The sequence below is a fragment of the Kitasatospora sp. NPDC093679 genome (assembly GCF_040683455.1).
Classification (GTDB): domain Bacteria; phylum Actinomycetota; class Actinomycetes; order Streptomycetales; family Streptomycetaceae; genus Kitasatospora; species Kitasatospora arboriphila.
Map to the genome: position 1 here is coordinate 39984 of NZ_JBFBDW010000048.1, position 21653 is coordinate 61636.

Annotated in this window: 19 protein-coding genes and 1 pseudogene; 11 read left to right on the forward strand and 9 right to left on the reverse strand. The window is 76.2% G+C overall.

What is annotated here, in order from left to right; translation table 11 throughout:
* The first annotated feature begins 97 nt into the window (after positions 1-97).
* The 3 genes and pseudogenes from AB0O09_RS29880 to AB0O09_RS29890 form a co-directional block, all read left to right on the forward strand.
* On the forward strand, positions 98-1096 hold the full coding sequence (locus AB0O09_RS29880) for a Gfo/Idh/MocA family oxidoreductase (RefSeq protein ID WP_363546825.1): 999 nt from the start codon (positions 98-100) through the stop codon (positions 1094-1096).
* A gap of 23 nt (positions 1097-1119) precedes the next feature.
* Positions 1120-1620 carry an NUDIX hydrolase gene (locus tag AB0O09_RS29885; RefSeq protein WP_344624090.1) on the forward strand — a complete coding sequence of 167 codons (501 nt, stop codon included), beginning with the start codon at positions 1120-1122 and terminating at the stop codon, positions 1618-1620.
* A 156-nt stretch (positions 1621-1776) separates the two neighbouring features.
* A pseudogene (locus AB0O09_RS29890) lies at positions 1777-1968 on the forward strand (helix-turn-helix domain-containing protein); the annotation flags it as partial.
* 125 nt (positions 1969-2093) lie between these two features.
* Here AB0O09_RS29890 and AB0O09_RS29895 read toward each other — a convergent pair.
* A complete protein-coding gene (locus AB0O09_RS29895; RefSeq protein ID WP_363546827.1) occupies positions 2094-2492 on the reverse strand; it encodes a VOC family protein in 399 nt (132 codons plus the stop codon).
* A 278-nt stretch (positions 2493-2770) separates the two neighbouring features.
* On the opposite strand from AB0O09_RS29895, the gene AB0O09_RS29900 reads away from it, so the two are divergent.
* Positions 2771-4408, forward strand: coding sequence for a M4 family metallopeptidase (locus AB0O09_RS29900; protein WP_363546830.1), 1638 nt, complete (start codon positions 2771-2773; stop codon positions 4406-4408).
* Positions 4409-4488: 80 nt separating this feature from the next.
* Here the strand turns inward: AB0O09_RS29900 and AB0O09_RS29905 are convergent, their stop codons facing one another.
* The gene (locus tag AB0O09_RS29905; protein ID WP_363546833.1) at positions 4489-4890 is read right to left on the reverse strand and encodes a TIGR03618 family F420-dependent PPOX class oxidoreductase; all 402 of its coding nucleotides are present in this window, start codon (positions 4888-4890) and stop codon (positions 4489-4491) included.
* A 107-nt stretch (positions 4891-4997) separates the two neighbouring features.
* Between AB0O09_RS29905 and AB0O09_RS29910 the strand changes: the two genes are divergently transcribed.
* From AB0O09_RS29910 to AB0O09_RS29920, 3 genes are all read left to right on the forward strand, one after another.
* Positions 4998-6419 (forward strand): DUF2252 domain-containing protein, encoded by a 1422-nt coding sequence (locus AB0O09_RS29910; protein ID WP_363546836.1) that lies wholly within the window; start codon positions 4998-5000, stop codon positions 6417-6419.
* Between the two features lie 219 nt (positions 6420-6638).
* Positions 6639-7841 carry a cytochrome P450 gene (locus tag AB0O09_RS29915; RefSeq protein ID WP_363546839.1) on the forward strand — a complete coding sequence of 401 codons (1203 nt, stop codon included), beginning with the start codon at positions 6639-6641 and terminating at the stop codon, positions 7839-7841.
* Positions 7838-8086: a ferredoxin gene (locus tag AB0O09_RS29920; RefSeq protein ID WP_363546842.1), complete on the forward strand. Its 249-nt coding sequence runs from the start codon at positions 7838-7840 to the stop codon at positions 8084-8086. Before AB0O09_RS29915 ends, AB0O09_RS29920 begins: the two co-directional genes overlap by 4 nt.
* Positions 8087-8175: 89 nt before the next feature.
* Here the strand turns inward: AB0O09_RS29920 and AB0O09_RS29925 are convergent, their stop codons facing one another.
* Together AB0O09_RS29925 and AB0O09_RS29930 are read right to left on the reverse strand one after the other, a co-directional pair.
* A complete protein-coding gene (locus AB0O09_RS29925; RefSeq protein ID WP_363546844.1) occupies positions 8176-9423 on the reverse strand; it encodes an MFS transporter in 1248 nt (415 codons plus the stop codon).
* A gap of 188 nt (positions 9424-9611) precedes the next feature.
* Positions 9612-11546 carry an FUSC family protein gene (locus AB0O09_RS29930; RefSeq protein WP_363546847.1) on the reverse strand — a complete coding sequence of 645 codons (1935 nt, stop codon included), beginning with the start codon at positions 11544-11546 and terminating at the stop codon, positions 9612-9614.
* A 211-nt stretch (positions 11547-11757) separates the two neighbouring features.
* Here AB0O09_RS29930 and AB0O09_RS29935 point away from each other — a divergent pair, with 211 nt between their 5' ends.
* Positions 11758-12114 (forward strand): DUF805 domain-containing protein, encoded by a 357-nt coding sequence (locus AB0O09_RS29935; protein ID WP_344627732.1) that lies wholly within the window; start codon positions 11758-11760, stop codon positions 12112-12114.
* A gap of 284 nt (positions 12115-12398) precedes the next feature.
* Positions 12399-12677, forward strand: a complete 279-nt coding sequence (locus AB0O09_RS29940; RefSeq protein ID WP_363546850.1) for an acylphosphatase — start codon at positions 12399-12401, stop codon at positions 12675-12677.
* Positions 12678-12724: 47 nt separating this feature from the next.
* Here the strand turns inward: AB0O09_RS29940 and AB0O09_RS29945 are convergent, their stop codons facing one another.
* Together AB0O09_RS29945 and AB0O09_RS29950 are read right to left on the reverse strand one after the other, a co-directional pair.
* Complete coding sequence (locus AB0O09_RS29945; protein ID WP_363546852.1) at positions 12725-13540, reverse strand: alpha-L-glutamate ligase; 816 nt, start codon at positions 13538-13540, stop codon at positions 12725-12727.
* On the reverse strand, positions 13537-14427 hold the full coding sequence (locus tag AB0O09_RS29950; RefSeq protein ID WP_363546854.1) for a hypothetical protein: 891 nt from the start codon (positions 14425-14427) through the stop codon (positions 13537-13539). The genes AB0O09_RS29945 and AB0O09_RS29950 overlap by 4 nt, the downstream gene beginning before the upstream one ends.
* 403 nt (positions 14428-14830) lie before the next feature.
* On the opposite strand from AB0O09_RS29950, the gene AB0O09_RS29955 reads away from it, so the two are divergent.
* Positions 14831-15484, forward strand: coding sequence for an AAA family ATPase (locus tag AB0O09_RS29955; protein ID WP_363546857.1), 654 nt, complete (start codon positions 14831-14833; stop codon positions 15482-15484).
* A 190-nt stretch (positions 15485-15674) separates the two neighbouring features.
* Positions 15675-16442 carry a hypothetical protein gene (locus AB0O09_RS29960; RefSeq protein WP_363546860.1) on the forward strand — a complete coding sequence of 256 codons (768 nt, stop codon included), beginning with the start codon at positions 15675-15677 and terminating at the stop codon, positions 16440-16442.
* A gap of 19 nt (positions 16443-16461) precedes the next feature.
* Here AB0O09_RS29960 and AB0O09_RS29965 read toward each other — a convergent pair whose 3' ends face one another.
* The 3 genes from AB0O09_RS29965 to AB0O09_RS29975 all read right to left on the reverse strand — a co-directional run.
* Positions 16462-17109: a response regulator transcription factor gene (locus tag AB0O09_RS29965; protein ID WP_344627734.1), complete on the reverse strand. Its 648-nt coding sequence runs from the start codon at positions 17107-17109 to the stop codon at positions 16462-16464.
* 32 nt (positions 17110-17141) lie between these two features.
* A complete protein-coding gene (locus AB0O09_RS29970) occupies positions 17142-18815 on the reverse strand; it encodes a histidine kinase (RefSeq protein WP_363546863.1) in 1674 nt (557 codons plus the stop codon).
* Positions 18816-18924: 109 nt separating this feature from the next.
* Positions 18925-21653: SpoIIE family protein phosphatase (locus tag AB0O09_RS29975; protein WP_363546866.1), on the reverse strand; the 2729-nt coding region annotated here is incomplete at its 5' end.

The window sequence follows — 21653 nt, forward strand, 5'->3', positions numbered from 1 at the left end:
CGGCGATCGGAGAGCGTTTGCCGTGGTGTCCGCCTCCGGGCGCCGCCCGGCCCTGCCGCGCCTCCCGAGCCGTACCACCGACCCAGGGAGCAGCAGCATGGAGCCCGCCGCCGACCGTCCGATCCGCTGGGGCGTCCTCGCGACCGGCGGCATCGCCGCCTCCTTCACCGAGGACCTGCTGCACGTGGAGGGCGCGGAACTGCTGGCGGTGGCCTCCCGTTCCGAGCAGGGCGCCCGCGCCTTCGCCGACCGCTTCGGCGTGCCCCGCGCGTACGGGAGCTGGCGGGAGCTGGCGGCCGACCCGGACGTGGACGTGGTGTACGTGGCCACCCCGCACGCCCACCACCACGGCGCGACGTCGCTGCTGCTGGACGCCGGCAGGTCGGTGCTCTGCGAGAAGCCGTTCACGCTGAGCGCCCCGCAGACGGAGGAGCTGGTCGCGACCGCGCGCAAGCGCGGGCTCTTCCTGATGGAGGCGATGTGGACCTACCTCGACCCGACGGTGCGCCGGATCACCGAGCTGGTCGCGGACGGCGCGATCGGCGAGATCCGGTCGGTGCACGCGGACTTCGCCTTCCCGGCGGAGTTCGACCCGGCGCACCGGCTCTGGGACCCGGCCCTCGGCGGCGGCGCCCTGCTCGACCTCGGCGTCTACCCGGTGGCCTTCGCCCAACTGCTGCTCGGCGCGCCCGAGTCGGTGCACGCCTGGGCGCAGCTCACCCCGCAGGGCGTGGACGCCAACACCGCGATCGTGCTCGGCCACCCGAGCGGGGCCACCGCCCTGCTGGGCTGCTCGCTGACGGCGCGGAGCGGCCAGCGGGCGAGCGTCCAGGGGTCGGCCGGCCGGATCGAGATCGAGCGCGACTTCTTCCACCCGGACGGCTTCGTGCTGCACCGGGACGGCCGCGAGTCCGAGGAGTTCCGGGCGGCGCCGCGGCAGGGCCACGGGTACGGGTGGGAGGCGGCGGAGGTCGTCCGCTGCCTGCGGGCCGGGCTGACCGAGTCGCCCTTGGTGCCACTGGACGGTTCGATCGCGGTGATGCGTACGCTGGACGCGGTCCGGGACCGGATCGGGGTGCGTTACCCCGGCGAGTGAGCCCCGGCCAGGAGGGGGCTGCTGTGGAACTGCTGCCGACCGCGGAGTTCGTCCGGACGCTTCCGCACGGCACGGTGTTCGCCGCCGCCCATCTCACCGACGCGGACGGGAATCCGCTGATGCTGCGGTCCGTCTACGACCCCGAGTTGTGGCAGCTGCCCGGCGGGAACCTGGACTTCGGCGAGGATCCGTGGGGCTGTGCGCGGCGGGAGACCTGGGAGGAGACCGGTCTGGTGCTGCCGGAGGAGCCGGGCCGGCTGCTCACGGTGATGTTCGCGCCGCCGGTCGGCGAGCTGCCGTTCAAGATCGGTTTCGTCTTCGACGGCGGGGCGCTGGACGCCGACCGGCTCGCGGCCGTCCGCACCGACCCGGCCGAGCACACCGGCTTCCAGGTGCTGCCGATGGCGGACTGGGCCGCCGAACTCACCCCGCGGCGGATGCGCTTCCTGGAGTCGGTGGACCGGGCGCGGCGCACCGGGCAGGCGGACTACCTCTACCTGGGACCGATGGGCGGCCGGAAGTGAGGCTGCCGGTCCAGGTGCACCGGGCGCGGCTCGGGGCGCGGGAACACCGGGTGATCCGGCCGCGCGGGGCGGTGGAGCGGTTGCGGGCGGCGGTACGGCGGGATCCGGCCGCCGGGTGGCGTCTGTCGGTGGCGGCTGTCGGTGGCGGCGGGCGCGGTGCGGCTCTCGCCGCGGACGCTGCAGCGTGAACCGGCCCGCGGCGGGAGCACGTTCCAGGCGGAGGTGCTGGGTGTCCGGCTGGACGTGGCCGGGCAGTTGGTCCGCCGGACGGCCCTGCCGCTGGGCCAGGTCGCGGCCATGGCGGGCTTCACCGACCACGCGCACCTGACCCACCGGTTCGCCGCCCGCCACGGCCGCACCCGTCCGCCTTCCGCCTCGGGCCGGAGCCGACGGCGTTCGGGTGAGTCGGCACGCCTGGCTCTGCGGGTCGGACCGCTCCTCGCGCCGCAGGGCCGCGCCGGGGACGCACTGGCTCAGGTGGAGATCGGGGTCAGGAGGATCCAGACGTGGCCGAACGGGTCGCGGAGCATCGCCTGGCGGGCGCCGTACGGCATGTCCGCGGGCGGTGCGAGGAGTTCCGCGCCGGCGTCCACGGCCCGGGCGCTCAGGGCGTCGACGTCCGGCACGTGGACGTGCAGGGCGACGGACGCCCCGGCCGCGTCCGGCGTGGTGAACGGGGCGTCGGCATCACCGAGCATCAGGGTCGCGCCGTGGATCCCGATCTCCGCATGCACGATGCGGCCGCCCTCTCCCTCCAGCCGGACGTGCTCGGAGGCTCCGAACGCGGCCTCGTAGAAGGTGATCGCTGCGGCGGCTCCGTCGACCATGACGTGGGGGACGACCGCGTTCCTGTAGTGCTCGGGGATGTCCATGCCGATCACGGTAGGCCGCTGCCGCAGGCCCCGGCACCGGGCGGAAGGCCCGCCTTCGCTCCGGCGGAGGACGTAGGACCGGAGCACTGTGCGGGGCACCGCCCCTGACGGCTCATCGATGCAGGCGGTCTTTACGGGAACTGTCCTGGACATGTAAAACAACGTACTCCGGCGGCACCCTCCCGCCGTGACCCCCTCTCAGGTTCAGCGCCAACGCTCCCCGGGCGCCGTGCACACCCCTCGCGGTGCCCGTACCTCCCCACACTCCGAGGAGCACGATGCGCATTCCCCGCAGCACTGCCGTGGCCACCGCCGTCGCCGTCGTGGCGGGTGCACTGGTGTCCGTCGCCTCGCCGGCGGCGGGTGCGACCGACCGTCCGACGCCGGGGCCGCAGGCGGCCGCGGTGGCCCGGGCCGAGGCCGCGATGGCCTCGCACGCCGCCCAACTCGGCGTCACCGAACGGCAGTCCAGCTCCGTCCGGGACGTCGTCACGGATGCCGACGGCAGCCGGCACGTCCGGTTCGACCGCAGCTACGCCGGCCTGCCGGTGCTCGGCGGCGACCTGGTGGTGCACCTGGGCCCGGACGGCTCCTACCGCGGCGCGGACCGGGCGGCGAGCACCGACCTGGCGGTGCCGTCGACCACGCCGTCCGTCCCGAAGGAGGCCGCGGCCGCGCAGGCGAACGGCGAGCTCGTCCGTGCCGTGCCGGGCCGGACCACCGTCCAGCAGGGCGCGCAGCCGCAGTTGGTGGTGGACGCCCGCTCCGGGAAGCCGCGGCTGGCCTGGCAGACCACCGCCTCCGGCACCGACTACCTGGGCAACCCGGTGGCGCGGACGGTGCTGACCGACGCCCGCACGGGCGCCCGGATCGACGCCTGGGACGGCCTGGAGACCGCGGCCGGCGACGGCGCCTCGCTGTACGGCGGGACGGTGCCGCTGGAGACGACCGCCTCCGGCAGCAGCTACCAGCTGAAGGACCCGACCCGCGGCAACACCTACACCGGCGACGCGGCCAACAAGACCGACCTGTGCTTCGGTTCGATCTGCTTCAGCCGGGCGCCCGCCACGCTGTTCACCGACGCCGACAACCACTGGGGCACCGGCGCCAACTCCGACCGGGCGACCGCCGCCGTCGACGCGCAGTACGGCACCAACACCACCTGGGACTACTACAAGAACGTGCACGGCCGCTCCGGCATCGCCGGTGACGGCAAGGGCTCGTACAACCGGGTGCACTACGGCAGCAACTACAACAACGCCTTCTGGCAGGACAGCTGCTTCTGCATGACGTACGGCGACGGCGACGGCTCGACCTTCGGGCCGCTGGTGTCGCTGGACGTCGCCGGGCACGAGATGTCGCACGGCGTCACCTCGCGCAGTGCGAAGCTCAACTACTCGGGCGAGTCCGGCGGGTTGAACGAGGCGACCTCGGACATCATGGGCACGCTGGTCGAGTGGTACGCGGCCAACGCGTCCGACCCGGGCGACTACCTGATCGGCGAGGAGATCGTGCAGCCCGGCTTCGGCAAGCCCGCGCTGCGCTTCATGGACCAGCCCTCCAGGGACACCAAGTCGGCGGACTGCTGGAGTTCGAGCGTCGGCAACCTCGACGTGCACTACTCCTCGGGCGTGGCCAACCACTTCGCCTACCTGCTGGCCGAGGGCAGCGGCGCGAAGGTGGTCAACGGGGTCTCGTACAACAGCCCGACCTGCAACGGGTCGACGGTCGGCGGGATCGGCCGGGACGCCCTGGGCAAGGTCTGGTACCGGGCGCTGACCGTCTACATGACGTCCACCACCAACTACTCCGGTGCCCGGACGGCCACCCTCAAGGCCGCGACCGACCTGTACGGCGCCGGCAGCGCCGAGTACGCGGCGGTCGCCGCCGCCTGGTCGGCGGTCAACGTGGGCTGAGCACCGGCGCAGAACCGCGCCCCGCTCACCCGGCTCCCGGCCGGGCGGGCGGGGCGCGGTGCGTTCCCGGAAGAGGGTGCTCAGGCCCGACCGAGGGCGCGGTCGACCCGGATCTCGATCACCACGCGGTCCGGGTTGACCCGCGGCGGGCGGTAGCGCTCGGTGTAGCGGGCCACCCCTTCGGCCACCTTGTCCGGGTCCCGGCTGACCGTCGCCACGCCCTCCAGGGTGGCCCAGCGTGCCCGGTCGACCTGGCAGAGCGCCACCCGGGCGCCCTCCGGGCCGGCCTCGACGACGTTGCGCACCTTGCGGCTCGTCCGGCTGCTGATCACCCGGGCGGTGAGCGTCTCCGGGTCGAAGGTCGCACCCACCGGCACCACGTGCGGCGTGCCGTCCGGTCGCAGCGTGGTGAAGGTGCACAGCTGGTACTCCCGCCAGAAGGCGAGGTAGGCGTCGTCGAGCGCGCGCAGGTCATGGGCCATGACCTGCATGTTACGGACCCGGGACGTCCCCGCTGCCTGCCGGGGAGCCTCCGGCGGTAGCGTGCTGGGCTGCAGTAGCGTGATCAGCCAGAGGAGACGGAGTGCCGGTGGCAGGGTTGGCCGAGCAGACGGCGGGTGGGGCGATCTTGGGACGGGCGGTACCGGGGTTCGCGCCATGGCCCCCTCAGGGGGACGGCAAGCAGCGCGGCAGGGCGCTGCGCGAGCGGGCTCCGCGGGCGGCGCACGCCCGCTTCGAGGTGTCGGCCGACCGGCCGACCGTGGCCGAGGCGGTGGACGAGGCCAACATCGGGCGCCTGGAGCACCTGGTGCCGATAAGAGTGGGACGGATGGCGGCCTCGCCGTTCGCCTTCCTGCGCGGGTCGGCCGGGCTGATGGCCCACGACCTGGCCGACACCCCGGTGTCGGGCGTGGTCGCGCAGCTCTGCGGTGACGCGCACGCGGCGAATTTCGGCCTCTACGGCGACGCCCGCGGCCGGCTGGTCATCGACATCAACGACTTCGACGAGACCGCGCCCGGTCCGTGGGAGTGGGACCTGAAGCGGCTCGCGGCCAGTCTGGTGCTGGCCGGCCGCCAAGCGGGCGCCTCGGAGGACGTCTGCCGGCAGGCCGCGTTCCACGCCTCCTCCTCGTACCGCAAGACGGTGCGCAAGCTGGCGAAGCTGCCCGCGCTGGACGCCTGGAACGCGATCGCCGACGAGCACCTCGTCGCCTTCGCCGAGGCGCACGACCTCGCCGGGGTGCTGGAGGCGGTGGCGGAGAAGGCGCTGCGCAACACCAGTGCGCGCTTCGCGGCGAAGTCGACGGTCCGTCAGGACGACGGCGGCTGGCGGTTCACCCCCGCGCCGCCGGTGCTCAGCCGGGTGCCGGAGGCCGAGACGGCCGAGGTGGCGGGCTCGCTGGCCGCCTACCTGTCGACCGTGGCGCCGGAGATGCAGCCGCTGCTGAGCCGTTACAGCGTGCAGGACGTGGCGTTCCGGATCGTCGGCACCGGCAGTGTCGGCACCCGGGCGTACGTGGTGCTGCTGGTCGACCAGCGCGAGCAGCCGCTGGTGCTGCAGGTGAAGGAGGCACGGCCCTCGGTGCTGCTGCCGCACCTGGCCCGGGCCGGCTTCGCCGTCTCCGGCCTGCCGGTGCACGAGGGCCAGCGGGTGGTGCTCGGCCAGCGCCGCATCCAGGTGGTCAGCGACGTGCTGATGGGCTGGACGACCGTCGACGGACTCCCGTACCAGGTGCGGCAGTTCCGCAACCGCAAGGGCAGCGTCGACCCGGCCGCACTGCGCCCCGACCAGCTGGACGACTACGGCCGGCTGACCGGCGCGCTGCTCGCCCGGGCGCACACCCACACCGCGGACGCGGCCCTGCTCGCCGGGTACTGCGGCAAGAGCGAGGAGCTGGACGTGGCGATGGCGGACTTCGCCGTCGCGTACGCGGACCGCAGCGAGGCCGACCACGCCGAGCTGCTGGCCGCCGTCCGGTCCGGCCGGCTGCCCGCGGAGACCGGCATCTGAGACGGCGTCGGCCATCGGCGGACTCCGGTCCACCGATGGCCGATTCGCGTCCTTCCGGCACGTGCGACGTACCCGTACGGTCGGGTGTCGGGACGGGTGCCGCGGCCGCGGCACCCGCACGCCCACCGACCGCGCACCAGCACGAGTGAACGCCCGGACCACGCGTCCGCCTGCGGTGTGCGCAGGCGGACGCCCGGGCGCCGACGCCTGGAGGACCGGATGACCACCGCGAACGCCGCGGCCCCCGACATGCCCGCCCTCGTCCCGCTGCACTGCCTGCGCCACGCCGAACCCGGCCCGCCGCGACTGGCCGCCCTGCCCACCGGCACGCCCGTCTGGGTGGTGACCCGGCACGCCGACGTCCGCAAACTGCTCGCCGACCCGCGCCTCGACCGGGCCTCGCTGTTCGCCCCCGACGCCCCCGCCACCACCCTGGTGCCGAACCTGCTGGACGACCCGGAGGCCGTCCTCAACCTCGACGGCGAGGCGCACCAGCGGCTGCGCCGCACCGTGCAGCGCGCCTTCACCCCGCGCTCGATCGCCCGCTGGCGGCCCTGGGTGGGCTCGGTGGTGGAGGACCTGCTGGACGGCCTGGAGGCGGCCGGGTCGCCCGCCGACGTGGTGGGCGCGTTCAGCCGTCCGCTGCCGGTCGCGGTGATCAGCCGGCTGATGGGCCTGGACGGACTGGACTACGAGCGGCTCGGCCGCTGGAGCGACCACGCGCTGTCGGCCACCGCGTACACCGCGGAGGAGATCCGGCAGGCCATGCAGGAGTTCGGCCGGTTCGGGCAGCAGGTCGTCGACGAGCGGCGCAAGGACCCGGGCGAGGACCTGGTGAGCAGCCTGGTCGAGGCCGCCGACCGCACCGAGGGCGTCACCGAGGCGCAACTCGTCTCACTGGTCTGCGGGCTGGTCGTGGCCGGCCACGAGACCACCATGACCTCGCTCGGCAACGCCCTGGTCTACCTGCTCTCCGACGGCGCCGACGGCTGGGCCCGGATCGGCGCGAGCGAGGCGGACGCCACCGCCGCGGCCGAACAGCTGCTGCGCGCGGTGCCGCTCGGCGACCAGGAGACGGCGCCCGGGCTGCTGCGCCGCGCGGTCGAGGACGTGGAGATCGGCGGGGTGCTGATCCCGGCCGGCAGCGTGGTCGCGGCGGACGCCCGCACGGCCAACCACGACCCGGCGGTCTACCCCGACGGCATCCCGCTGTTCGATGCGCTCGACACGCCGAGCCTGACCTTCGGCGCCGGTCCGCACCACTGCCTCGGCGCCTGGCTCGCCCGGATGGAGCTGGAACTCGCCCTGCACGGGCTGGCCCGCCGCTTCCCGCAGCTGCGGCTGGTGGACGCGCCGGACGCGATCGGGTGGCGGCGCGGCCTGCTGACCCGCAGCCCGCAGCGGTTGGCGGTGGCCTGGTGAGCACCGCGGCGGGGGACGCCGGCGCTCTCGAGGTCCGGGTGGACCGGATCCGCTGCGTCGGCACCGGGCTGTGCGCGGCGGCGGCCCCGGCGGACGTGCTGCTCGGCCCGGACGGCCGGGCGGTGCCCCGGCACGCCCGGGCCGAGGCGTCGGACCGGCTGACCGAGGCCGCCGAGATGTGCCCGACCGAGGCGCTGACGGTGCACCTCGCGGCGACCGGCGAACTGGTCGCCCCGCTCGACTGAACCGGGCGCGGGCGTGTGAGCGGTGCTGCCCCGGTGCTGCCGGGGCTGCCCGTGCTGCCGGTGCCCGCACCGCGGGCCCCGGCGGGCCGTCAGTTCGGCACCGGCTGCGGCGCCTCGACCACCGCACCGGCGACCGCCGCGGCCGGTCCGCCGGCGCGGCGGTCCACCGCCCAGGAGACCGTGGCGATCGCGCAGCCGGCCAGCGCGAGCCCCGCGCCGACCAGGGTGGGCGAGGTCCAGCCCCAGCCTGCGCTCAGGGCGAGACCGCCGAGCCAGGCGCCCTGCGCGTTGCCGAGGTTGAAGGCGCCCTGCACGGTGGCGGAGGCGAGCGTGGGCGCGTTCCTGGCCTTCTGCAGCACCAGGGTCTGCACGGTCGGCACCACCGCGAACCCGAAGACGCCGATCAGCACGACCGTGGCGGCCGCCGACCACTCGGCGTGCGCGGTCACCGCGAAGCCGCCCAGGGCGAGTGCCATCAGCAGGAAGGCGGCGCAGATGCTCGGCCGCAGCGCCCGGTCCGCGGCCCATCCGCCGACGGCGTTGCCGATGGTGAAACCGACGCCGAACAGGGCGAGCACCAGGGTGACCGAGCCGTCGGCGAAGCCCGAGACCTCGGTGAGCAGCGGGGTGATGTAGCTGTAGCAGGCGAACAGGCCTGCGCAACCGACCACCACGGTGGCCAGGGCGAGCCAGAGCTGTCCGCTGCGGAAGGCCGAGAGCTCGTGCTGCAGGCCGGCCTGCGGGTGGCTGGGCAGCGGCGGGACGAAGCGGGCGATCGCGGCGGCGCCGAGCCCGCCGATCGCCACCACGACGAGCATCGCGGCCCGCCAGCCGAGCTGCTGGCCGAGCAGGGTCGCCGCGGGCACGCCGAGGATGTTGGCGACGGTGAGGCCGGAGAACATCACCGAGACGGCGCGGGCCCGGCGGTGCGGGGCGGCGAGTTCGGCGGCGGCGACCGCGCCGGCGCCGAAGAACGCGCCGTGCGGCAGGCCGGTGATCAGGCGGGCGGCGGCGAGGAAGGCGAAGTTCGGGGCGATCGCGCAGAGCAGGTTGCCGACCGTGAACAGGCCGGTCAGTCCGACCAGCACCGCCTTGCGCGGCAGCCGGGCGCACAGGGCGGTGAGCAGCGGTGCGCCGATCACCACGCCGAGCGCGTACAGCGAGACCAGCCAGCCGGCCCGCGGGATCGAGACGTGCAGGCCGTCGGCGATGTGCGGCAGCAACCCCATCGCGGCGAACTCGGTGGTGCCGATGGCGAAGGCGGTGACGGCGAGGGCGGCGAGCGCCGGGCCCCCGCCCTCGGACCGGGTCGGATCGGCGGGCGGCGCTGGGCGCATGAGGGGCTCCGTGGTGCGCCGCCGGTGCGGCGGCTTCGCTGGACGGCGGGCGGTCGCCGCTGACCGCCGGAGGGCCGCGCCGATCCGGGGGTGAGGGCGGCCCGGGGGATTTCCGCCGGTCCGGCCGGGATCGGGCGTGTTCGCACCGAATGCTAGCGTCCGGGCCCGCGCCGGCTGCCGCCGGGGTGTCAGGCGGCGGTGGTGAGCGTCCGGATCCGGCGGAGTTCGGTGACGATGTCGTTGAGGGTGAGGCAGTCGGGCGGCAGGTCGGCGAGGGCCGGGCGGCTGCCGGGTGCGTCGCCGCGGCCGTCGAGGGCGTCGGCGACGGCGTCCAGGGCCTCGGTGACCCGGCGGGCCGCCGGGGCGGCCGGCCGGGCGGCGCCGTGTTCCAGCCGGACGGCGCAGGCGGTGGCCGCGTCGACGATCCGTTCGGCGCCGGTGGTGACACCCAGCCAGTCGGGGCCGCGGCCGGTGTGCAGTTCGGCGGCGGCGGTCTCGGCGGCGGTCCGCGCCTCGGCGAGTGCCTGGTAGGCGGCGCGGCGCAGTTCGGCCCGCTGCTCGGCGGCGTGCCCGGCGGAGTCCCCGGCGGGGTGCCCGTCGGGATCGCCCGGCCCGCCGGCCAGCACGTGCTGCAGGTAGCGGCGGGTGTGCCGCAGGGCGTGCGCGGAGCGGTGGCCGACCCGCGCCTGGGTGTCGGCGAGCCTCGGCAGGTGGCCGACGAGCAGCACCAGCAGGCAGGCGACGGCGGTGTCGGCCAACCGGGAGGCCGCGGCCTGCCGGTCGCCGCCGACCGAGACGAAGCTCAGCACGGTCACCGTGACGACGGCCGTCTGGAGGGCGAAGTGCCGTACGGCGAGCGGCACCAGGGCGGCGCCGAGGGCGACCGCCGCGGCCGGCCACCAGCGGCCGGTGAGCAGCCCCGCGAGCGGTACGAAGGCCAGCACCCCGGCGGCGGTGCCGGCGAACCTGCTGACCACCCGCGAGAACAGCGGCCCGAGGTCGGGCTTGACCAGGAAGGCCGCGGTCGCCGGCAGCCAGTACCAGTGGCCGGTGTGCAGCAGCAGGGCGACGCCGGTGCTGACGGTCACGCACGCCGCCACCCGCAGGCCGTACTCGCGGCCCGCGGGGCCGGCCGGGTGGACCAGCGGGCGCCGGGCCGGCGGCGGGGGCGCCCCGGGGGCGGCCGCGCCGAAGGCGACGCCGGCCTCCAGCACGGCGCGGTCGAAGGCGCTGCGTGCCGGGGTGTCGGAGACCGGTGCGGGCAGCGGGCCGGGGGTGGTGTCGCCCCGGACGGCCTCCGCCAGGCGGCGCGGTCCGTCGGCGATCCGGGCGGGCAGCGGCTCGCCCTCCCAGAGCAGGGCGACGGCGGCCTCGCAGAGCGCGGCGGCGGTGCCGAGCCGGGCGGCGAGCCGCAGGTCGACGGCGGGACGGCCGGGCCCCGGCAGCCGGATCAGGGCCCGCAGCCGCAGCGCTTCGTCGGCCCGGTCGAGGGCGGCGGTCAGGGCGCGGCGGGCCGGTTCGGCGGCCGGGGTGCCGACCGCCTCCAGTGCGTCGGCGAGCGCGTCGTACACGCCGGCGACGGCGGCCCGTTCGTCGTGCAGCCGGCGGCCGGGCCGGCGCACCGTCAGGCGGAGCAGCAGCAGCCAGGCGGCGCCGGCCAGGAAGGCCGAGGCGCCGAGCCAGGCGGGGACGGTCAGCTGCATGCCGCCGCCGACGGCGGTCAGCACCAGCAGTTGCAGACCGGCGAGCGACCAGACCGGGCCGGCCACGCTGACCGCGCCCGACACCAGCCCCACCAGGGCGAGCACCGGCAGCACCCGGGCGCCCGCCCCGGCGCTCTGCCCGACCAGCAGGCCGAGCGCGCCCGCGAGGGCGGGGACGGCCATGTGCAGCACCCCGCTGCGCCAGGTGCCGGGACGGTCGTTGATGCCGGCGAACATCGCCCCGAGTCCGGCCAGCACGCCCACCTGCGGCTGCCCGGCGGCCAGGCACACCGCCAGCACCGGGCCGGTGCCCAGGGCGCCTCGTGCGACCGCGGCCCACGGCACCGGCCCGCGCTGCCAGCGCAGCGGGTGGAGCAGCCAGCCGGGTGCGGCCGCGGGGTGCGGCAGGGGGCGGCGCACGGTCCTCCTCGGGGTACGGGGCGTGGGCCTGTGACGGGTGTGCCACCAGCCTAGTGGGGCCGCTTGTCGGGGCCGCTGCGACCGGGTTACAGCCCTGTGTCGACCCGGATCGAAAGGCTTCCCCCACCTGTTGAAAAAGTTCTTGACCGCCCATCACCCCCACCACTACATTCCCCCCAACCCAATCGGTACGAAAACAGGGACAACTGACGTGGACTGGTACTTGGCTGTGCTCAAGAATTACGCGGGTTTCGGCGGCCGGGCACGCCGCAAGGAATACTGGATGTTCGCCCTGGTCAACTTCGCGATCTACGTCGTCCTGGCGATCGTCGGCAGCCTGCTGGACACCTCGCTGCTCACCGCGCTGTACGGCCTCGCCGTGCTGGTCCCCAGCCTCGCCGTGACCGTCCGCCGCCTGCACGACACCGGCCGGCCCGGCCTGTGGATCCTGATCGGGCTCGTCCCGCTGATCGGCGCGATCGTCCTCATCGTCTTCGCCGCGACCGAGGGCCAGCCCGAGGCCAACTCCTACGGCCCGAACCCGAAGCTCAGCCCGGCCGTGGCCTGATCCCCCACCCGCACCGACGAACGGGCCGGGGCAGCCGTATCGGCTGCCCCGGCCTTTCCCATTCCCCGACGGCGTTCAATTCCCGCTCCCCGGCGCCGCCCCGGTGAATTTCCGATCACTTCCCGGACAATTTCCGAGAACGGCTCGAATCGTCCGGCCGGAATTCCGCCGTCCGGTCCGGCCGTGCACGGGGCCGCCCCTGACGGGACGTCGACCCCGCCGGGCCCGGCCCGCGGCGCGGCGGCACCACGGGGGCCGGCCGGGATCGGGTATACCTGGCAGGCGTGATCCGTAGACGTGTGATGGTGGCCGGGGTCGTGCAGGGCGTCTTCTTCCGCGACACCTGCCGGCAGCAGGCCGTCGCGGCCGGTGTCGCCGGCTGGGTGCGCAACCTGCCGGACGGGCGGGTGGAGGCCGTCTTCGAGGGCGAGCCGGCGGCGGTCGAGCGCCTGGTGGAGTGGTGCGGGCGCGGCCCGAGCCGCGCGGTCGTCGAGGAGCGCCGGGTCTCCGAGGAGCCGCCGGAGGGCCTGACCGGCTTCGAGGTCCGGCCGACCGCCTGGTGAACGCGGTCTGACGGCGGCATCCGCCCCGGCGTCGGACCTCCGCGGGCTCAGGCGGCCCGGGCTCCGGCGGGGAGCCGGCCTTCGGCGGCGGCCGTGGCGAGGGCGGCGAGCGCCTCGGGGGCGCCGACCTGCCCGCGGATGCCGGGGAAGGCGTTGACGTCGACGATCAACGGCCCGTCGGGAGCGTCGAGGACGTCCACCCCGTACACCTGCAGTCCGAAGACCTCGCCCGTGGTGCGGACCAGTTCCGGCCAGCCGTCCGGCAGTGCGGCGACCGGCAGCTCCTCCCGCGCGACGGCGGCCGGCGCGGCGAGTTCGGAGCGGCGGCGCTCGGCGAAGAGCGCTCCGTCGACCGCCCAGAGCTTGTGGTCCCAGCCGTCGTTGCGGGCCAGCGGCTGGACGACCACCGGCTCCCCGGGCCACTGCGCGGCGAGCCGGCGGGCGTCGGCGGCGTCATGGACGGCCGCGACCAGGTCACCGCGGCGGCTGTGCAGGCTCTTCACCACCACCGGCCCGTCAACGGCCCGGTCCAGTGCGGCGAGGTCGGCCGTCCGGGTCGGCGCGAAGGGCAGCCCGGCCGCCAGGGCCAGGTCGGCCATCCGCTGCCGGTCCTGGCAGAACGCGGTGGCGGCGACCGGGTTCAGCACCGGCACCCCGCGCTCCTCCAGCCGGGCGGCCAGCGCGAGCGCCTGCGGGGTGCGGGCCTTGAGCAGGCAGACGTCCGGCACACCGGGCCGCTCGGGGGCGTCCGGGTGCTGGCTGTCGACCGCGTGGCCGCCGGCGCGCAGCAGGGCGGCGGTGGCGGCCAGCAGCGGATGGTCCGGGTCGGCGGTGAGCAGCCTGACGTGCGCGCGGGCGCTCACGCGGCGCCGCCGACCGCGGCCGGCAGGGTCCCGGCGACGCCCTGCGGCGGCACCGCGGCCACCGAGGGCCAGGAGGAGCCGCTGCGGGCCAGCCGGAGGACGGCGCGGGAGACCCGGGCGACGGCCTGCGGGACGGCACGGAAGCTCGGGAAGTCGTTGACGTCGACGACGACGGGGCCGTCCGGGCCGAGCAGGATGTCGACGCCGTACAGGTCCAGGCCGAACACCTCGCCGACCTGGGCGGCGACCGCGGCGACCTCCGGCGCGAGGGCCACCGGCCGTTCGCGGTGCGGGTGGTGCGGGTGCAGCGGTGAGGTCCGTTCGGTGGCGAAGAGTTCGCCGCCCGCGCTGTACACCTTGAGGTCGACGCCGGTGTTGGGCACGTACGGCTGGGCGATCAGCAGGCCCTCGCCGCCCAGGTCGGCGCCGATCCGGGCGAGTTCCTCGGGACGCTCCACCAGGTGGACGGCGCGGCCCGAGCTGCCGTCGGCCGGCTTCACGACCAGCGGGTAGTGGGCGTCGGGTATCCCGCCGAAGTCCTCCCAGCGGGCGGCCGCCCAGGTGATGGGGACGGGCAGTCCGCGGTGCGCGGCGATGACGGCGGCCTGGGCCTTGTCGCGGACGGGCCGGATCGCCCGGGCGTCGTTGACGGTGGTGAGGCCGACCGCGGCGGCGGACTCCAGCAGGCCGAGGCCGGGGCCGCCGGACACGGTCTTGAGCACCCAGGCGTCGTGGTCGCCGGCGCGCACCAGCTCACCGAGGTCGAGCAGCGAGCTGCCCGGGCGGACGACGTCGACCCGGTGGCCCCACGCGGTCAGTTGCCGCACCACGTCGAGCGGCATGCCGTCGTTCCGGTAGTGCTCCTCGACCAGGAAGCAGAACCTCATCCGCAACTCCCCTCCCCCCGGTCGGGCACCGTCGGCCCGGCCACAGCGCTCCAGGATGCCACGAACCATCCGGGCAAGATCGCCCAAGTCGTCCGCGAACGGCTACAAGCCGGTCACAGCCGACGACCGGTGCGCGCACGGAGCGTCCCCGCGGGAGGGCCCTCCGGGCGGCCGGCCGACCGTCGCCCCGGGCGCCCGACGGGGTGTCACCGGGCGGGCCGGGCACGAGATCCGGGCCCGCCCGGGCGCGGACGTCACCGGGTCGCCCCGAAGCCGTTCCAGCACACCACAGCCGGGTCACGGCACGGAACGGCACCCCTCGGGCCCGGGTGATCGCATTACCCTCTCTTGGTGAGGCCTTGTCCCGTTCCGGGTAGGGCACGGGTACCGGAAGGAGGGGGCGGTGCGCGAAACCGTCAGTACCGGGCCCGCGGCGGGGGCCGGGACCGAAGCACGCACGGCACGGACCGCACCGGGCGTGCTGCGCCCGGCGGGCCTGCACGACCTGCGCGGCCGGCCGGTGCCGGGCGCGCTGCGCTACCCGGCCGAGGACGTGGTCGTCGTCTCCGGCCTGCCGGGCAGCGGCAAGTCCACCCTGATCAGGCGCTGTTCACGGGCCCCGGTGGTCGACTCCCAGCACTCGCGCGAGCGGTACGAGGAGCGGCTGCCGTCCCTGCCGTACGCCCTCTACCGGCCGCTGGTGCGGCTGCACCACTACCGCGAACTGCACCGGGCACTGCGGTCCGGCGGGCCGCTGGTGGTGCACGACTGCGGCACGCTGCCCTGGGTGCGGTGGTGGATCGCGCGCACGGCGGCCGCGCAGGGGCGTCGGCTGCACCTGCTGATGCTGGACGCGAGCCCCGAGGAGGCCGCCCAGGGCCAGCGGGAACGCGGCCGCAGGGTGTCCGCCTACGCCTTCGCCCGGCACCGCTGGGCCACCGACCGGCTGCACGCCCGCCTCGCCTCGGCCGACGGGCCGCTCGCGGGCTGCACCTCCACCGTGCTGCTCGACCAGACGGGCGCGCTGCGGCTGAAGGACATCGACTTCGCGACCTAGCGCCGCGTCTTCAAAGGCGTACGGATGCCGCACAGGGGCGCGTGGGGCCCCTGATGGCCGCCCGCACGGGGACAGCAGGATACGACCGCGCCGGGGCGTTCACCCCTCGGGCCGGGTGGGGGGCGCCCAGCGGGGTGAGGGGTCGCGCGCGTCGCGTCGCGCGCCGGTGCGTGCTGGTTACTGTGCAGCCATGCCCACCCCCTCACCCCGGCGCAGGCCCCGACTGCGCCGGCTCGCCGACCGGCTCGGCGTGCAGTACCGCACCGCCTTCGAGCCGCAGTACGACCCCGTCCGCCGCTGCTGGACCCTGCGCTGGTACGACGGCCCCACCCCGGCCACCGTGCAGTCGGCCCTGCGCCGGCTGGGCCCGGAGTCCGAGGGCGTGCTCGTCCGGCGCGACCTGACCACCCGGTCCCTCGCGCTGGCGGCCCTCCGGGAGACCCGGGCCGGTGCCATGCACCGCTGGGTCGGCAGCTGGGGCCAGCGCTACCACCTGGCCCAACTGCTCGCCGACCAGGAGCATCCGGACCGCACGGCCGGACCGCGCGAGGCCGCGATGCTGGACCGGCTGCTGGCCGCCGCCACGCCCGACGGCGGCGGCCCGTGGGCGGTGCCCGACGAGTCCCGCGCGTTCGAACTGATCGCCCGGGACGGCATCGCCTGGCTGCTGCCGAGCGAGCGGCTGGCCGGACCGGACGACGCCGACGGCGTCGCGCTGACCCCGCTCGAGTACCTGACCTCCCGGTACGCGGCCGGGGTGCACCGCGCGGCCTGGGAGACGGCGCTGACCACCATGCCGCTGCGGGCCGCGGTCACCTCCGCCGAGGCCGACCCGGAGCCGACCGCGGACGCCGCCCGGGCCGCGCTCGCGCTGCTGCCCGCCCTCCGGGCCCAGCTCAACCGCGACCTCGACCGGGCGCAGGCCCGGCTCGGCGGGGTCCTCCAACCACAGGCCTGAGGCCCCGGAGGGCGCCTGGTCAGAGCCCCGCGTCGCGGGCGAGCAGCGCGGCCTGCACCCGGTTGTCGCACTCCAGCTTGGCCAGGATCCGGCTGACGTAGGTCTTCACGGTGGCCTCGCTCATGTGCAGCCGGGCACCGGCGTCGGCGTTGGACAGGCCCTCGCCGAGCAGGTCGACCACCGCGCGCTCGCGTTCGGTGAGCACGGCCAGCCGCCGGCGGGCGGCCTCCCCGCGGGCGGCGGCCGGGCCGGCCGCCAGGCTGTCGACGATGTGCCGGGTGGCGGCGGGCGACAGGAAGGCGTTGCCGCCGGCGGCCGCCCGGACGGCCTGGATGAGTTCGCCCGGGGCGGTGTCCTTCAGCAGGAACCCGGCGCCGCCGGAGGAGATCGCCCGCAGCACGTTCTCCCGCTCGCCGAAGGTGGTGAGCACGATCGCCCGCGCGCCGGGCGCGGCCCGCGGCAGCTCCGCCAGCGCGCTCAGCCCGTCCATCACCGGCATCTGGATGTCGAGCAGCACCACGTCCGCCGCGTGGGCGCGGGCGAGTTCCAGCGCCTCGCGGCCGTCGGCGGCCTCGGCCACCACGTCGATGTCGTCGGCGGAGGTGAGGATCATCCGGATACCGGCCCGGATGAGCGGCTCGTCGTCGGCGACGAGGACCTTGATCACGTCTGGGGTCTCCCGGTGGGGGTCACGGTCGGTCACCCGGCAGCGTAGTGCTGCTTCTCGACGAGCCGGCCGTCGCGGAAGCAGAGCCTCAGCACGGTCTCCGTCTCCAGGGCGTCGGCGTCCTCGCCGGAGACGAACCAGGAGCAGGAGGCACCGGCCGGCACCGGCGGCCCCTGGTGCCGGTAGTCGTTGGTCAACTGCCGGCTGCCGGGCGGCAGCTGACGGCGCACCTCCTGCTCGGAGCTGCCGACGGTCAGCGCGTCGAAGGTCTCCCGCTGGAGCGTGGCGTTGTCGAGCATGTGGAGGAAGGTGACCACGGCCCAGACCAGCGCACCGACCGAGGCCAGCAGCACGAGTCCGGCGCCGACCGCGCAGCCCAGTGCCGGGCTGCGGCGCGGCGTCGGGTCGGGCGGCACCGGCAGGTCGAGGCCCAGGTCGTCCGGCGGCCCGGCGTCCGCGTCCGCGCCCTCGGGCCGCCCGGCACCGTCGTACGGGAGCACGCCGGCCAGCCGGAAGCCGCCGCCCGCCGCGGCACCGGCGTGCACCATGCCGCCGAGCAGCCGGGCCCGCTCGTGCAGGCCGGTCAGTCCCTGGCCGCCGCGGACGGCCCCGTCGGCGCCGGCCGGCGGCGGACCGTTGTGCACCTCCACCACCAGGGCGTCCGGTTCGTAGCGCAGCGAGACGGTGATCCCCGCCCCGGGCGCGTGCTTGTGGGCGTTGGTCAGCCCCTCCTGGACGATCCGGTACGCCGCGTGCCCCGAGGCGGACGGCAGCGGCCGCGGCTCGCCGGCCCGTGTCAGCGCCACCGCGGCGCCCGCCGCCCGGGAGGCCTCGACCAGCCGCTCGACGGCCTCGACGCCGCCCGCCTCGGGCAGGGTGTCGTCCCGCAGCAGCCCGACCACCTCGCGCAGCTCGCGCATCGCACCCGTCGCCGCCCGGCGCAGGACGCCGACGGCCTCGCGCTGCGGCCCGGTCAGGCTGCGGTCCACCTCCAGCGCGCCGGTGTGCACGGCGATCAGCGCGAGCTGATGGCCGAGGCTGTCGTGCATGTCCTGCGCGATCCGGTGGCGCTCGCGCAGCCGCGCCTGATGGGCGATCATCGCCCGCTCGCGCAGCAGCTGGGCGTTGCGTTCCTGTACCGCGGTGAGCAGCGCGCGGCGCTGGGCGCGGTAGCGGCCCACCACGGCGGGCAGCACGGCGAGCAGCAGGAAGCCGACCGAGGAGACGACCAGGTTGGCGCGGACGGGCAGGCCGTCGGTGTTGAGGCCCAGCGAGAAGGCGACGACCGCGTTGAAGGCGAGGCAGAAGACGGCGGTCAGCACCGGGGGACGGGCGATCCGGTACCCGGCGGACCAGCCGGCCAGCACCAGGAGGGGCAGGAACCCGCCGTACCCGCCGATCGCCGCGCCGGTGAGCACCAGCACGGCCCCGGGCAGGCCCCGGCGCAGCAGGCAGAGCGCCGCCGCCGCGAGGCCGGTGGCGAGCGCCGCGCCGCGGCCGGAGTCGGCGAGCTGGATCAGCCCGCCCAGCCCGCCGACGAACAGCGCGGCGACGCACTCCCGGACCACGAGCCGGGCGCCCCAGGGGCCGGGCAGGGCCCGGCGCGCCAGGGCCCGCGGCGTGAGGTCGGCCCTGGTGGGGGCGGTCGGGAGGAACTCCGCCGGGAGGACGCCGGCCAGGCGGCGGGCGGTCGGCTTGGTGGTCACGCGCAGAGGCTAGCGGGCCGCCCCCCGGGCGCCGCGACCATCCTCCGTCGCTCTCCGCCGCGACCAAAGTCGGGGAACCGGCGGCTCCGGTCCCGGCGGGCCCGGCGGGCTACTCCCGCCGGACGAGGAGCAGGGCGATGTCGTCGGGCCGCTGCGCCGTCCGGCGGGCGCGGCCGACCAGCCGGTCGGCGAGGCCGTCGAGGGTGCGGGTGCCGTCGGTTCGGCCGTCGCCGTCCGGTGCGCCGCCGCGGGCCGCGGGTGCGGCGGGCAGGACGGGCCCGGCGTGGGCGAGCGCGCTGCGGAGTTCGTCGATGCCCTGGTCGATGGAGGTGGACGGGGTCTCCACCAGGCCGTCGGTGTACAGCGCGAGCACCGAGCCGACCGGGAGGTGCAGCCGGGTGGTGGGGTAGTGCGAGGAGCGGTCGACGCCGAGCAGCGGTCCGCCCTCCAGGTCGACCAGGTCGGTGCGCCCGTCCGGGCGGCGCAGCAGTGGCGGCGGGTGGCCGGCCCGGACGCCGTGCCCGCGGCCGTCGGAGGGGTCGAGGTGGATCAGGCAGCAGCTGGCGAGCAGGCCCGGGTCGAGGTCGGCCATCAGGTGGTTGGTGCGCACCAGCACCTCGGCGGGCGGGCTGCCGCCGGAGGCGAAGGCGCGGACGGCGCTGCGCAGTTGTCCCATGGTGGCGGCGGCCCCCACGTTGTGGCCCTCGACGTCGCCGATGACCAGGCAGAGGCCGTGCGGGGTGGCGATGACGTCGTACCAGTCGCCGCCGATCTCCATGCCGCGGGTGCCGGGCAGGTAGCGGGCGGTGATGGCGATGCCGGGCACGGCGGGCAGCCGGTGCGGGAGCAGGGCCTGCTGGAGGCCGCGGGCGAGCGCGAACTCGGCGTCGTACAGCCGGGCCCGCTCCAGGGCCTGGGCGATCAGGCCGCCGAGCGCGGTCAGCTGGACGCGGTCCTCGGGGGTGAAGGTCCTGGGCTGTTCGAAGCCGAGGATCAGGCTGCCGATGGGGTGGCCGGAGGCGATCAGCGGCAGGAAGGCCCAGGCGCGCATCTCGTCCTGCGGGATGCCGGGGTAGGCGTCGAGGAGTTCGCGGGAGGACTGGAAGAAGAGCGGGGTGCCGGCGATCAGGGTCTCGGTGCCGGGCAGCCGGGCGCCGAGCGGGGTGGCCTCGAAGCGGTCGAGGAACCCCTCGGGGTAGCCGCTCTGGGAAACCAGGTGCATCCGGCCGTTCTGGGCGAGGTAGAGGGCGAGCTCCTGGCCGCCGTAGCCGGGGAGGATCTGCTCCAGGACGGTGTTGCAGACCTCCTGGACGGAGACCGCCTCGGTGAGGGCGCTGGCCAGCTGCAGCAGGTGGTAGGTGGCGCCGAGGCTGGCGGGGGCGGCGGGCGGGGCCTCCGGCAGGACGGCGGTGTGCGGGTCGGCCGGTTCGGCGGCGGCGACCACCCGGCCGGTGACGCCGTGCGCGTCGGGGTAGAGCGAGAAGGCGAGCCAGTGGTCGGGGGGCCGGCAGGCGAGGAAGGCGGTCGGGCGCCGGGAGAGCATCGCGGCGCGGTAGCGGTCCTCGTAGGCGGGGTCGCCGAGCCAGGGCAGCACGTCCCAGGGGTGCCGGCCGAGGAGTTCGTCCCGGCGGGCGTGGAGGAACATCTCGGCGGTGCGGTTGACGTAGACGACCATGCCCTCGGCGTCGAGGGCGAAGACGCCGTCGCGCAGGCGCTCCACGGCGGCGACGGCGGCGGAGCCCGCGGAGTCGTCAAGGACGACGACGACCAGGTGGGTGCCGTCGGCGACCCGGCGGCCGCGCAGGTCGAGGGTGCGGTGGCCGCCGCGCGGGTCGCGGACCCGGACCTGCCGGTCGAAGGGGCGGCCGTCGGCCGCGGCCCGCCGGGCGGCCTCGCGCAGCAGCGGCATGTCCTCGGGCGAGAGCCGTTCGACCAGGGTGGCGAGCCGGCCGTCGAAGGAGCCGGGGGCGAGGCCGAGGATGGCCTCCAGCTCCGGGTCGACGGCGATGGTGCGGCCGGGGATGTCCCAGTCGAAGACGCCGACCCGGGTGGCCGGCCCGGACGGCGGCGGGAGCTGGACGACGGTGGGCTCGTCGGCGGCGGCCAGTTCGCCGTACGGGGCGAGCGAGGCGGCGATCCGGTTCGCGGAGGAGCGCAGCTGGCGGCGGGCGCCGCCGGGCAGGCCGGCCTCGGTGCTGGGCCACAGCACGCACAGCACGCCGAGGGTTCCCTCGCGGGTGGCGATCGGTGCGGCGGCGAAGGAGAAGGCGTAGGGCAGGCCGACCGCGAGGCGGGGGAAGCGCCGCATGGTCTCGTCGGGGTCGGCGAGGACGATGGTGCGGCCGGAGCGGAAGGCCTCGGCGGGGGGCAGCGGGGCTGGCACGGCGATCCGCCGGAAGGCGCTGAGCAGTGGCAGCGGGACGCCGACGACGGTGCTGAGCACCAGCGAGCGGTGGTCGGGGGACGGCAGGTAGACCAGCCCTCCGTAGCCGGAGGTGAGGTCGACGGCCCTGGTCAGGCCCTCGGCGAGGAGTTTCTCGACGGCGTCGCGGCCGGCTGCCCGGGGCGGGGCACCCGGCGGGGCGATCTCCTCGGCCGGGGGCGGCGGTGCCCCGGCGGTCGCCGGGGCGTCCTCCCGGGGCGGCGGCGGGACGACGTCCGGCGGCGGCAGGGGGCCGGTGGACTCCGGGGCGGCCCGCGGGGGGCCCGGCGGCGAACCGGGGGCGGCAGCCGAGGACCGGGACGCCCCCGTGGACAGCGACGCCCCGACCGGCCCCCCGGCCACCGCCGACCCCGACCCGCCGCCGGGCCCCCCGCGGGCGCGGTGCGGGGGCGGGG